The following is a 12827-nucleotide window of genomic DNA, read 5'->3' as shown; positions in this document are numbered from 1 at the left end:
GGCCTTCCCGGGCGCGATCGCGACACGCTAAACTCGCGAGCATTATGCAGCGGGCACTTCTTCTCGGCCGCCGCGACGGGGTCTGATCGGACCGGCTCCCGTCGCGGGGTTCCGCCGCGCCGGTCGACCCAGCCCATTTCGGGAAAACGACACCCTCGGAGAAACCGCCCATGTCCCCTGCTGACGCGTTCGTATCCGGTACCAGAACCATCACGGCGCCGAGCAAACCCGCTCCCGCCACCCAGCCGGCCTGGAACAAGCAGAACAACTCCTCGATGCCGACCTTCCGTTATCGGCCGTTCGCCGAAGAGGTCGAGCCGGTCACTTTGCCCGACCGCACGTGGCCGGAGAAGATCATCGACCGGGCTCCCGGCTGGTGCGCGGTCGATCTGCGCGACGGTAACCAGGCGCTGATCGACCCGATGAGCCCGGCCCGCAAACGCCGCATGTTCGATCTGCTGGCGCGGATGGGCTACAAGGAGATCGAGGTCGGCTTCCCGTCGGCGAGCCAGACCGATTTCGATTTCGTCCGCGAGATCATCGAGGACGGCGCGATTCCCGACGACGTGACCATCCAGGTGCTGACCCAGTGTCGCCCCGAGCTGATCACCCGCACCTTCGAAGCGTGCGCCGGCGCGCAGAACGTGATCGTGCACTTCTACAACTCGACATCGATCCTGCAGCGAAAAGTCGTGTTCCGCGCCGATCGCGCCGCGATCAAGAAGATCGCGACCGACGCCGCGGCGCTGTGCTTGGAGATCGAGCAGCGCTACCCGGACACCAACTGGCGTTACCAGTACAGCCCGGAGTCCTACACCGGCACCGAGTTGGCGTACGCCAGGGAGGTCTGCGACGCGGTCTCGGAGATCATCGCGCCGACGCCGGACAAGCCGCTGATCATCAACCTGCCCGCCACCGTCGAGATGGCCACGCCGAACGTCTACGCGGACTCGATCGAGTGGATGAGCCGCAACCTGGCCCGCCGCGACGCGATCGTGCTGTCGCTGCACCCGCACAACGATCGCGGCACCGCCGTGGCCGCCGCTGAGCTGGGCTTCCAGGCCGGCGCCGACCGGATCGAGGGCTGCCTGTTCGGCAACGGCGAGCGCACCGGAAATGTCTGCTTGGTCACACTGGGGATGAACATGTTCTCCCGCGGGATCGACCCGCAGATCAACTTCGCCGACATCGACGAGATCCGCCGCACCGTCGAGTACTGCAACCAACTGCCCGTGCACGAGCGCCACCCCTACGGCGGAGACCTGGTCTACACCGCGTTCTCCGGCAGCCATCAGGACGCGATCAACAAGGGCTTGGACGCGATGAAGACCGCGGCCGACGACGCCGGAGCGGACGTCGGCGACATCGTGTGGGAAGTGCCCTACCTGCCGATCGACCCGAAGGACGTCGGCCGCACCTACGAGGCGGTCATCCGGGTCAACTCGCAGTCCGGCAAGGGCGGCGTCGCCTACATCATGAAGACCGACCACGGGCTGGCACTGCCGCGGCGCTTGCAGATCGAGTTCTCCCAGGCGATCCAGCGGATCACCGATGGCGAAGGCGGCGAGGTGACGCCCAAGGAGATGTGGGATGTCTTCCACGAGGAGTACCTGAGCCCGATCCGTCCGCTGGAACGAATTCGCCAGCGGGTCAGCGCGTCGGAGACCGACGGCGGGGTCGACTCGATCGTGGCGGTGGTGAAGGTCGACGGCGTCGAGCAGGAGATCACCGGCAAGGGCAACGGACCGCTCGCCGCGTTCATCGACGCGATCGCGACCGTCGGCTTCGACGTGGAGGTTTTGGACTACTCCGAGCACGCGATGTCCGCCGGCGACGACGCGCAGGCCGCCGCCTACGTGGAGTGCGCGATCGGTGACCGGGTGGTGTGGGGCGTCGGCATCGCCACCTCGATCACCACAGCGTCGCTGCGCGCGGTGGTATCGGCGGTCAACCGGGCACACTGAGCGCATCCTGAGCTCGAGCCGGACGTGACTCGAGCCGGACGTGATCCGGCTCGAGCCCGCCCGCGGCGGGAGCGAAGCAGCAGGTTCACCTGTCCCGGAACGAGTCCGGTGCCGGTTGCGCCGCACAGCGGCCGATCCCGCTGTCGCAGACCACTTGTCGATGGCGTGTCGCTCGGCGCGTCCTGCCCTACCTACGGCGACGCGGCGTAGCGAACCCCGTGCTAGCGTGGATTCGCACTCCAAGCGCCGAGCTCTCTGCTCGAATTCCCGAGCAGATGGGGGAACCGTGACAACAAACGACCACAACCCGACCTCTCCGCCCTGGCTGCAGAGTCATTCCGTGGGCACGGCCGAAGTCACCGAGGGGGAGTCATCGGCCACCGACCCGTCGACCGCGCGCACCGGCGGCGTGGAGGCGAAGGAAACCGACGGGGCGGGGCTGGATCAGCCGGACGCGCAGCCCGAACAGCCGCAGCCGCAAGGCTCGACCGAGCAGACGACTGTCTACCCGCAGATCGGCGGACCCGCGCAGTCGTACGGTCCGCCACCGTCCGGGCCTGCCGAGTCGTACGGTCCGTACGCCGCACCGGGTGCCGGTGGGTACCCGCCGCCGACACCGTTTCCCGGAGAGCCGTTCCCTACCGGCGCATTTCAGCCGCCGACGAGCCCAAGCGGTAGTCACCCCCTACCGGCGCAGGGTCCCGAGCACAGTTACGACGAGTACCGCCAGGAGATCGGCCCCGACGGCTTGGTCCGGCGCGTGCCCGTGGACGCACCGCAGCCGGAATCCGCTGCACCGCAGCCCGATCCGGCCAGTGGACCGATCTACAGCTGGGCGCCGCCGCCTCCGCCGCTGACGCATCAGCCGCCGCCCGCGTACCAACCGCCGCCCCCGCCCCCACCGCCGGTCGGGCAACCCTCGGGGCCGAGCTGGCAGGGCGGGCCGGCACAACACCAACCCGCACAACACCTGACCGCACAACCTTTCCAGCCGCAGCACGTGCCGCAACCCGGACAGCCGGGGCATTCGGTGAACGACCTGAATCTGCTCAGGCGGGCCCGCCGGTCCCCGCGCAGCGGCTGGCGCCGTGCCGTGCACAAAGCCTCCGGCGGCATGATCAACCCAGGCGAGTCGGCCGCCGACATCGTCCACCAGGACTTGGCCGACCGGGTGAATCAGCCGGTCCGCGGCGACTATCGGATCGCGATCCTCTCGCTGAAAGGCGGCGTCGGCAAGACCACCACCACCGTCGGTCTCGGCTCCACTTTCGCGTCGCAGCGCGGTGACCGGGTCATCGCGATCGATGCCAATCCCGACCTCGGCACACTGGCGCATCGGGTGCCGCGCCAGACCAGGTCCACCGTGCGCAATTTGCTCGAGGACCAGCACATCACCAGGTACTCGGACGTGCGGGCACATACCTCGCAGGCGCCCAGCCGCCTGGAAGTGCTCGCCAGTGAACAGGATCCGGCGGTCTCCGAGGCGTTCAGCGAGGCGGACTATCGTAAGGCGATCGGTATTCTGCAGTCGTTCTACAACATCATCCTGACCGACTGCGGCACCGGTTTGATGCACTCCGCGATGGCCGGCGTGCTGGATATGGCCAGTTCGCTGGTGCTGGTCACCTCCCCCGCCATAGACGGCGCGCGCAGCGCGTCGGCAACCCTGGACTGGCTCGACCACCACGGCTACGGCAAGCTGGTCGAGCGAACGGTCGTGGTGGTGAACGCGTCCCGGCGCGGCGCGTCGAGCATCGATCTAGACCAGCTGCGCAAGCTGTTCCTCGACCGCACCCGCGCGGTGCAGGTGGTGCCGTTCGACGACCACCTCGCCGAGGGCGCGGAGATCGATCTGGAACTGGTGAGCAAGCCGACGCGGCGGGCGCTGCTGGAGTTGGCGGCGATGGTGGCCGACGACTTCGGCTACGTCGGCGCACAGTCCCAGCAGCCTTACCGTTACCCCGGTCCACCCGGAATGTGATCGGAGGGCCGGGCAGTACTCGGTATCGCCCGGCGCTACAAGCACATCCACCGCCGCTCGGTGATGTCCCGGCGCCGACGCAAGCGCGGATAGGCGCGGACCGACCGGCCAGGGCCGGACGGAACCAGGACGAACAGCGCCCTCAGCAGCCCGAATGAGCCGCCGCGGCGCATTCGGCCGGGCCGTGGCACCGAGAGGACGCGGCTGCACCTGTGCGGGGCCGATGCGGCGGGGAGCCCTGCCGCTTTACAGTTGTGCCCGAGGGTGAAAGTTGGTCCCGAGCCCAGACAGCAGATCGGCGCATGGCAGAACAACGGTGGACCGTCTCGCGAAGAGCGGTGCTTCGCGGCACGGTTGCGGCAGGGGTGGCAACGGCGGGGGGACTGACGGCGGGTGCACTTCGACCGCCGTCCGCCGCGGCGAGTGCCGACGGGCACCGTGTCGCCATCCTGGGTGGCGGGGTCGCGGGCCTGACCGCCGCGCATGAACTGGCCGAACGCGGATTCCGGGTCACCGTCTACGAACGACGCGCATGGGGCGGCAAAGCCCGCAGCGTCGGAGTGCCCGGTACGGGAGCAGGCGGACGACCGGACCTTCCCGGGGAGCACGGCTTTCGTTTCTTTCCCGGCTTCTATCAGCACGTGCCGGACACCATGCGCCGAATCCCGTTCCCGGGCAACGCAAATGGCGTTTGGGACAATCTCGTCGCCGTGTCGGAGGCTCGATTCGCCCGGCGTGGCGGCGACGACTTCCGCATGCCGATCGGTGCGCGCGCCCGGTCCGGGTTCACTCCGGACAGCTTTCGGGAGACGCTCGGTGCGGCGCTGGCGACCGCGCTGAAAATGCCTCCTGCGGAGGGGATCTACTTCGCCGAACGCCTGCTGGTCTTCAACACCAGTTGCGATGCCCGCCGCCTCGGTCAGTGGGAAAACACCTCGTGGTACGACTTCGTCGGCGGCCACGCGCGTTCCCACGAATTCCGCGCGCTGCTGTCGCGCACACTGACCAGCATCATGGTCGCCGCGAAAGAAAACGTGGCCAGCGTGCGCACCATCGGCACCATGGGCGAGCAGTTCCTCGGCAATCCGTTCGAGATCGGCAACGACGGCGGGCTGGATCGCGTGCTGAACGGCCCGACCAACGCGACTTGGATCGACCCGTGGGTGCGCCGAATCCGGGAGTTCGGCGCGGAATTCGTGCTCGGCACCGAAGTGCGCGGGCTGGAGGTGCGCGACCGCAGGATCACCGTTGCCAGCGCGGTGGACGAATCCGGCGCACAGCGCACCATCGAGGCCGATTACTTTGTCGTCGCGCTGCCCGCCGAGCAGGCCCGCAAGCTATGGTCGCCGCAAGTGCTGGCGGTACAGCCGGAACTGGCCGGGATGGACCGGCTCGTCACCGACTGGATGAACGGCATCCAGTTCTATTTGCGCCAACCGGCCGACATCGCCCGCGGCCATACCGCCTATATCGACGCGCCATGGGCGCTCACCTCGATCAGCCAGAATCAACTGTGGCGCCGCAAGCTCACCGAATTCGGCGACGGTAACGTGCAGGACTGCCTGTCGGTGGATATCTCCGATTGGCAAACCCCCGGCATACTGCTGGGCAAAACGGCCGAGGAGTGCACCCACGAGGAGATCGCTCGCGAGGCATGGGCCCAGATCAAGGCGCACCTCGATGATCGCGGTGCGGTGCTGCGTGACGCCGACCTGCACTCCTGGTTTCTCGATCCGGGTATCACCTGGCAGGAGGGGCGGCGGCGCAATGCCAACGCCGACCCGCTGCTGATCAACACAGCCGGCTCCTGGGCGTACCGGCCACAGCCGCACGGCGCGTTGGAAAACCTGTTCCTGGCAGGCGATTACGTGCGCACCAACATCGACCTGGCCACGATGGAGGGCGCCAACGAATCCGCTCGCGGCGCGGTAAACGCGCTACTGGACGTCGCCGGCTCGAACGCGCAGCGCTGCCGGATGTTCACGCTGTACCGGGCGCCCGAACTGGAACAACTACGCACGCTCGACGCGGACCGCTACGCGGCCGGACAACCGAACCTGTTCGACGTGCCGATCTGATCCGTGCTGATCTGATCCGCGCCGAAGATCGATCTCCCCCGCGCGAACAGAATTCGATCCGCATACACGGCCGCGCGGTGCTTGAATCGAGGTATGGGCGACAGCACCGCACCGAACGAGATCACCGACCCGGCGCAGTTACGGCAGTTGCTCGGTGAAGTCAATCCGCGCGCCGCCACCAAAGAGCGGGTTGCCCTGCACACCCGAGACCGGGACTGGATCGCGAACTCCCCGTTCCTGGTGATGAGTACCAGCGACGCGGACGGCAACTGCGACGCGTCGCCGAAGGGTGATCCGGCCGGGTTCGTGCGCGTGCTGGACGACACGACGCTCGCCATCCCCGAGCGGCCAGGCAACCGGCGCGCCGACGGCTACCACAATATCCTGACCAATCCGCACGTCGGCCTGCTGTTCCTGATTCCGGGCCGGCGCGAGACGCTGCGGATCAATGGGCGGGCCCGGCTGGTGCGCGACGCGCCATACTTCGACGACATGGTGGTGCGCGGCCACCGCCCGATCCTCGCCGTCGAGGTGGATATCGACCAGATCTTCTTCCACTGCGCCAAGGCATTCATCCGCAGCCATCTGTGGGAGCCGGATCAGTGGCCGCTCGACACCCTGCCGAGCCCTGCCCGCCTGGTCAAAGAGGTGAACACGAACATCACGGAGACGGTCGAGGAGTTGGAGCGCTACTACGATCCGGCGAACTACGACGTGAAGGTGTATCGCGGCTGAGCCGGGGTGGCCCACACCACCGGGCCGCGACGCGCCCGGATCGCCGGGCGAACATAGACTCGCGACGTGGCAGACATATCGGTGCGCGGACGGCTCGCGCTGACGGCGGCGGCCGCGGCGTCCTGGGCCTCGCAGAAGGCTGGTCGCGGCAAGGGCTCGATGATCGGCGGCTTGATCGCGTTGAAGATCGATCCGACGGTCATGGGCCAGCTCGGACGGCAGCGGCGCACCGTGCTGGTGACCGGCACGAACGGCAAGTCCACGACCACCAGGATGACCACCGCCGCGCTCAGCACACTGGGCCAGGTCGCCACGCAGGCCGACGGCGCGAACATGGACGCCGGCATCGTCGCCGCGCTCAACGCCCACCGCCGGGCGCCGCTGGCCGCGATCGAGGTGGACGAACTGCATCTGCCGCACGTCACCGACTCGCTCAATCCCTCGGCGGTGGTCCTGCTCAATCTCAGCCGCGATCAGCTCGACCGGGTCGGCGAGATCAACATGATCGAGCGCAAGCTGCGGGCGGGACTGGCGAAGCACCCGGCCACCGTCGTGATCGCGAACTGCGACGACGTGTTGGTCACCTCGATCGCCTACGACCATCCCAATGTGGTGTGGGTGGCGGCGGGCGGCGGCTGGGCGATGGATGCGACCAGCTGCCCGCGCAGCGGTGAGCCGATCGTCTGGGAGGGCGGGCACTGGCGTAGCACCGGCGCGGATTTCCAACGTCCGCAACCGGATTGGTGGCTGGACGGCGATGATCTGGTCGGTCGCGACGGCGTGCGTTCCCCCTTGCGGCTGGCGCTGCCGGGGCGGGCCAATCGCGGCAACGCCGCACAGGCGGTGGCCGCCGCCGTCGCGCTGGGCGCCGACCTCGGGCAGGCTGTCGCGGCCACCGGCACCGTGCGCGAGATCGCGGGTCGTTATCGCACCGTGCAGGTCGGCGAGCACGACGCGCGTCTGCTGCTGGCGAAGAACCCGGCCGGGTGGCAGGAGGCGCTGTCGATGATCGAACCGACCTCGGCCGGCCTGGTGATCGCGGTGAACGGCCAGGTGCCCGACGGTGAAGACCTCTCCTGGCTGTGGGATGTGCGGTTCGAGCACTTCGAAGGCGTGCAGGTGGTCGCGGCCGGCGAACGCGCCACCGACCTCGCCGTACGGCTGACCTACGCGGGCGTGGCGCACACCACGGTGCCGGACCCGGTACGCGCCATCGCCTCCTGCCCGGCTGGCCACGTCGAGGTGCTGGCGAACTACACCGCGTTCCGTGACCTCAACCGCGACCTCGAGCAGCGGACCGCATGAGCGTGACCACGCAGGGCTCCGCTCAGGCTAGAAAGGAAGCACCGTGAGTGAATCCACTATTCGCATCGGCCTGGTTCTGCCGGATGTGATGGGCACCTACGGCGACGGCGGCAACGCGCTCGTGCTGCGTCAGCGGCTTCGCATGCGCGGCTACGACGCCGAGATCGTCGACATCACGCTGCCCGAGCCGGTGCCGGATTCGTTGGACATCTATACCCTGGGCGGCGCCGAGGACTCCGCGCAGCGGCTGGCGACCCGGCACCTGCAGCGCTACCCCGGCTTGCAGCGGGCGTCCGCGAAAGGCGCTCCGGTGCTGGCGATCTGCGCGGCCATCCAGGTGCTCGGCCAGTGGTACGAGACATCGACGGGTGAGCGGGTGGACGGCGTCGGCCTGATCGATGTCTCTACGTCGCCGCAGCCCGAGCGCGCCATCGGCGAGGTGACGAGCACACCGCTGCTCGACGGCCTCACCGCGGCGCTCACCGGCTTCGAAAACCACCGTGGCGGCACCAAACTCGGCGGTGACGCGGCCGGCCTCGCCCGGGTCACCCGCGGTGTCGGCAATGGTGTCGGCGATGGTCTGGAGGGCGTCGTCCAGGGTTCGGTGATCGGCACCTATATGCACGGCCCCGCGCTGGCCCGCAACCCCGAACTCGCCGACCTGTTGCTGACTCGCGCCCTCGGTGTCACCGACCTGGCCCCGCTCGACCTCCCGGAGGTCGACCAGCTCCGCCGCGAACGCCTGCGCGCGTGAGGGACCGCCGACGAGATCCACGCCGACATCCGCACCCATGCCGTCGACTCTCGTCAGGTGTTCACCCAGTACTACGGGAGCACGGCGCTGGACGCATCGAACCTGCTCATCCCGCTGCCACGTCATGGTGGTGTGTTCGGGCCCGGCCGTCGCGGTCACCCGGCCCGAGCCGGCGACCGCCGGCGACGGAGCGGACGTCCGGCACTAGAACGACGAGCCGGCCTGGTCAGCACCGATCGACCTCGGAGACATCGACCGAGACGGTAATCGCGCTGTCCTTGGCGTCGGTGTAGATGATGCCGCGCAGCGGGGGTACGTCCGCGTAATCCCGTCCCCAAGCGACAGTGATGTACCGCTCGTCGCCGAATTGGTCGTTGGTGGGATCGAGATCTATCCAGTGGCCGTCCCGGTCGTGGTCGTCGCCCCCGCGCACCCACACGGCCGCCCAGGCATGCGTGGCGTCGGCGCCGATCATCCGCTCCTTGCCCGGCGGCGGGTCGGTGGCCAGGTAGCCCGACACGTACCTGGCGGCAAGTCCGTGTGACCGCAGGCAGGCGACGGCGAAACGGGCGAAATCCTGACAGACGCCCGCCCGCGCGGCGAACACGTCGGCCACCTTGGTGGAGACGGTCGTGGCACCGGACAGGTAGGTGAAATCGGTGTAGATGCGGGTGTTCAGCTCGGCCACGGCGTCCAGCAACGCGCGGCCCGGCGCGAGGGATTCGGCCGCGTACGCCGCGATCTCGGCGGTGATCTCCGGCGGAGACAAGTCCAGGGTGAACTCCACGGCGAACGGCGCACTCGCACCGGTCGGACGCGCTTTCTCCCACGGATCGACGGCCGGGCCCCACGGATCTCGCATCGGCGCCGCGACCTCCACCAGCGACTCGCCGACGACCGTCAAGGCCCGGTGCGCGGTCGTCACGTGGAAGTAGGAGGTGGTGTTGCCATACACGTCCGCGCCGACCGAGCGGTCCGACGGGGCCGGGTCGACGTGGATGTCATGAGCGAGCAGTCGTTGGCCGGGGAAATCACGCGGGGTCAGGTAGGCGCGCCCGTATGAGCCGGCGACCTCCCCGGAATACGAATACGTGGTGCGGTGCTCCACGCGATAGCGGCGGAGCGCGCCGTCCGGGCCGATCATTCGACGACCTGCGCGCTACCCCACAGCGGCTGGATGCCGGCAGGCAGCGACAGCTTCGTGGTCTCGAATGATTCGGACACCTTGCATAGCCGCGTATGCACGCCGTCCAGGAGCTCGGCCAATTCGGTGCGCTGTCCGTCCGCGTCGGTGACCTCGAGATCGTCCGGGTCCAGTCGGCGCAGCATGCGTTGGGCGTCGGCGAGTAACCGCCGCGGTCGCGACGAGCGCGAGTTGCCGGGCAACGCGCGGAAATCCGCGTCGAGCCGGTCGAGCTGGTAGGCCAGCGACCGCGGGTTGCCGGTGTCGAACAGCAGCAGCCCGGCGACGGCGGCGATCCGCACTGAATCCCGATGCCTGCGACGGTAACTCACCGCCGACTCCGCGGCCCGCAGCATCCATTCGGTGACCTCCCGCTCGGTTTCCTCCGGATATTCCCGAGTGAGCGCGGCCGACAACAGTGCGGTCAGCGTCAGGCCACGCTCGATGCGCTTGCCGCTGTCCATCACGTACCAGCCGGGTTCACGTACCAGCGACTCCGCGTCGATCCCGGACAGCGCGAGCAAACCGGCCAGGGTCAGCGAGTGCACCTCGGAGAGCTCCGCCTCCTGGTTGCCCGCCGTTCCCCGATAGTCGGCCAGTGCCCGGTCGACCGCGCTGAGAATCATCCAGGTGTCCGCCGACAGCTGGTCGCGCACGGCTCGCGCCGCGATGCCGTACCGATCGACCGCGAAGGCCAGCGATCCGGGCAACTCCCGGTCGATCGTCAGCGCGACGAGGTAATCGTGCCCCGCGCAAGAGGGCGAATCCTGCCGTGCCGCGGGGTCGCGTACCTCCGGGGCGAACAGTCCGTCGGCCGGCGCGGCGGTGGCGGTGGTCCGGCCGACAGCGGCCAGCAGAATCGGCAGCGCATCCGCGCCTTCCAGCCAGGGGCGGTAACGGAACTCCTGGTAGCGCTCATGGGTGGCGATCAGCAGGCGCGCGGTGGCCTCGGCGCGCTCGCCGTAGCGGCCCATCCAGAACAGGTCGTTGAGGACACGCGGGGAACTGAGCGCTTCGACGACCGGGACGATGGGCCGTTCGCGTTCCTCACGCGGCGGCTCGGTGCCGACCGCCGCGGCCGCGATCGGCGCGGCGGCGACCCAGATGTCCTTGGCGGCCACCTCGCTCACCACGCCGTCGGGTACGACCCGCTGACGCAGTTGGCCGAGACCACCGGACATCACGGTGTAGCCGCCGCGCCGGGCCAGCGAGAACAGCCGCATGCCGACCGGTGCGGCGGCGAGTCCACCGTGCTCCCGCACGGCGGGCGCGACGGAGAACTCCGCCGGTTCCTGGCCGACCCACTGCCAGCCGCACGCGTCGACCCTGGCCGCCAAGTCGTCGCGCTGATCCCGGCTCAGTTCGGGTCCGGCCAGCGTGGCGCCGTCGACCGCTGAGCGGATGATCAGCTTGTCCAGGTTCGCGAGCAGGTGGGCACGCTCCCGGTTGTCGCCACCCCAGTACGACGGTGCGCTCTCCAGCTGCAGATCCTCGCCCAGCAGCGCGCGCGAGACTCGCGGCAGGAAACCGGCCAGTGCCGGGTTCTCCAGCAGGCCGCTGCCCAACGTGTTCACCACGGTCACCGCCCCGCGCCGCAGCACCTCCACGAGGCCCACCACACCGAGCCGGGAATCCGGGCGCAGGTCGAGCGGATCGGCGCATTCGGCGTCCAGTCGCCGCAGCACCACGTCCACCCGCTTCAGCGTGCCGAGCGACCGCATCCACAGCGAACCGTCGCGCACCACCAGATCCGCGCTTTCCACCAGCGGGAAGCCCAGTGTCGAGGCGAGATACGCCTGATCGAAAGCGGTCTCGGACCGCACGCCGGGACTGAGCACCACGATCAACGGCTCCTCGTCGTCGGCTTGCGCCGACTCGATCAGCATCGACCGCATCGCTCTGGCGAACGGTGTCAGCGGACGCGGATTGGCATACTCGAACGACTCCGGGATCGCGGTGGCCACCACCCTGCGGTCGGCCAGCGCGTATCCGCCGCCGGACGGCGCCTGTGCCCAGTCCGCCATCACCCGGAACTGGCCGTCGCTCCAGCGGCTGAGGTCGCAGGCGTGCAGGAACAGCTGATGCCGCCCTGGCACGGTGATGCCGTGCGCGGCCCGCACATAGCCGCGGTTGCCGAACACGACCTCCGGCGGGAGCAGTCCCGAGCCGAGCGTCCTGCGCGGGCCGTAGATGTCGGTGAGTACCTCGTCGAGCACTCGGGAACGCTGTTCGAGACCGGCCTCCAGCCGGGTCCAGTCGTCCGCGGAGACCAGCAAGGGGATCGGGTCGAGGCGCCACGGGCTCGGCGTCGTGGTTTCGCCTGCGGCGCCGGTCGCGAGATAGGTGATGCCGTCGTCATCGACCAGCCTGCGCACCCGGCTGTCCAGTCGGTCGAGTCCGTCGCTGCCCAGGCCGACGAAATCGGTGGACAGCTCCCGCCACATCGGCCGCACGCTGCCATCGGCATCGACCAATTCGTCGTAGTGGCCCGGGGTGGGCCTGCCGCATTCGTCCGCAGCGGCGGTATCGGCGCCCGCCGCGCGATAGCGCGCGAGCCACCCGCGCGTATCCGCACCGGTCGCCATCCCTCGCGGCTCATCAGGCACCGCCACCGCGCCGACCTCACTTCCGCCATCAAGGATGCTAAACAATCGCCGATTTCCATAACGATTCCGATTCGCCGGGAAACCAGAACGCCCGGCCCGCCGGGATCGCTAGGCCATCCGTGACATTTTCGCATGTAGCAGCCCTGAATACCGGCGGAGCAATGGACGTTACCCACCACCAAGAAAAAGTTGCGACATGATTGCTGAATGATCGAGAAAGT

At 68.7% G+C, this 12827-nt stretch carries 8 protein-coding genes; 6 read left to right on the top strand and 2 right to left on the bottom strand.

The annotated features are described in order from the left end of the window. Nucleotides 1–170: 170 nt before the first annotated feature. The 6 genes from leuA to ACT86A_RS23155 all read left to right on the top strand — a co-directional run bounded on the left by leuA (nt 171) and on the right by ACT86A_RS23155 (nt 8817). Nucleotides 171–1964 carry a 2-isopropylmalate synthase gene (gene leuA / locus ACT86A_RS23180; protein ID WP_445094307.1) on the top strand — a complete coding sequence of 598 codons (1794 nt, stop codon included), beginning with the start codon at nt 171–173 and terminating at the stop codon, nt 1962–1964. Between the two features lie 286 nt (nt 1965–2250). Next, nucleotides 2251–3945, top strand: coding sequence for a MinD/ParA family ATP-binding protein (locus ACT86A_RS23175; RefSeq protein ID WP_445094306.1), 1695 nt, complete (start codon nt 2251–2253; stop codon nt 3943–3945). Between the two features lie 302 nt (nt 3946–4247). Continuing rightward, the gene (locus ACT86A_RS23170; protein WP_445094305.1) at nt 4248–6023 is read left to right on the top strand and encodes a hydroxysqualene dehydroxylase; all 1776 of its coding nucleotides are present in this window, start codon (nt 4248–4250) and stop codon (nt 6021–6023) included. 93 nt (nt 6024–6116) lie between these two features. Continuing rightward, nucleotides 6117–6758, top strand: a complete 642-nt coding sequence (locus ACT86A_RS23165) for a pyridoxamine 5'-phosphate oxidase family protein (RefSeq protein WP_445094304.1) — start codon at nt 6117–6119, stop codon at nt 6756–6758. Nucleotides 6759–6824: 66 nt separating this feature from the next. Next, entirely contained in the window at nt 6825–8063 is a 1239-nt protein-coding gene (locus tag ACT86A_RS23160; protein ID WP_445094303.1) for a DUF1727 domain-containing protein, read from the top strand. Nucleotides 8064–8106: 43 nt separating this feature from the next. Next, entirely contained in the window at nt 8107–8817 is a 711-nt protein-coding gene (locus tag ACT86A_RS23155; protein ID WP_445094302.1) for a type 1 glutamine amidotransferase, read from the top strand. A gap of 226 nt (nt 8818–9043) precedes the next feature. Here ACT86A_RS23155 and ACT86A_RS23150 read toward each other — a convergent pair whose 3' ends face one another. Together ACT86A_RS23150 and ACT86A_RS23145 are read right to left on the bottom strand one after the other, a co-directional pair. Continuing rightward, a complete protein-coding gene (locus ACT86A_RS23150; protein WP_445094301.1) occupies nt 9044–9961 on the bottom strand; it encodes a transglutaminase family protein in 918 nt (305 codons plus the stop codon). Then, nucleotides 9958–12585, bottom strand: a complete 2628-nt coding sequence (locus tag ACT86A_RS23145; protein WP_445094300.1) for a circularly permuted type 2 ATP-grasp protein — start codon at nt 12583–12585, stop codon at nt 9958–9960. The genes ACT86A_RS23150 and ACT86A_RS23145 overlap by 4 nt, the downstream gene beginning before the upstream one ends. Between the last annotated feature and the right edge of the window lie 242 nt (nt 12586–12827).

The sequence above is a fragment of the Nocardia glycosmidis genome (genome assembly GCF_052545115.1).
The sequence above is the reverse complement of the archived record's forward strand: the minus strand, read 5'-3'. Positions and strand labels throughout refer to the sequence as shown.

Excerpts from the sequence above, each read along its gene's own strand:
- leuA (WP_445094307.1), top strand. The coding sequence starts at position 171 with ATGTCCCCTGCTGACGCGTTCGTATCCGGTACCAGAACCATCACGGCG.
- ACT86A_RS23170 (WP_445094305.1), top strand. The coding sequence starts at position 4,248 with ATGGCAGAACAACGGTGGACCGTCTCGCGAAGAGCGGTGCTTCGCGGC.
- ACT86A_RS23165 (WP_445094304.1), top strand. The coding sequence starts at position 6,117 with ATGGGCGACAGCACCGCACCGAACGAGATCACCGACCCGGCGCAGTTA.
- ACT86A_RS23150 (WP_445094301.1), bottom strand. The coding sequence starts at position 9,961 with ATGATCGGCCCGGACGGCGCGCTCCGCCGCTATCGCGTGGAGCACCGC.
- ACT86A_RS23145 (WP_445094300.1), bottom strand. The coding sequence starts at position 12,585 with ATGGCGACCGGTGCGGATACGCGCGGGTGGCTCGCGCGCTATCGCGCG.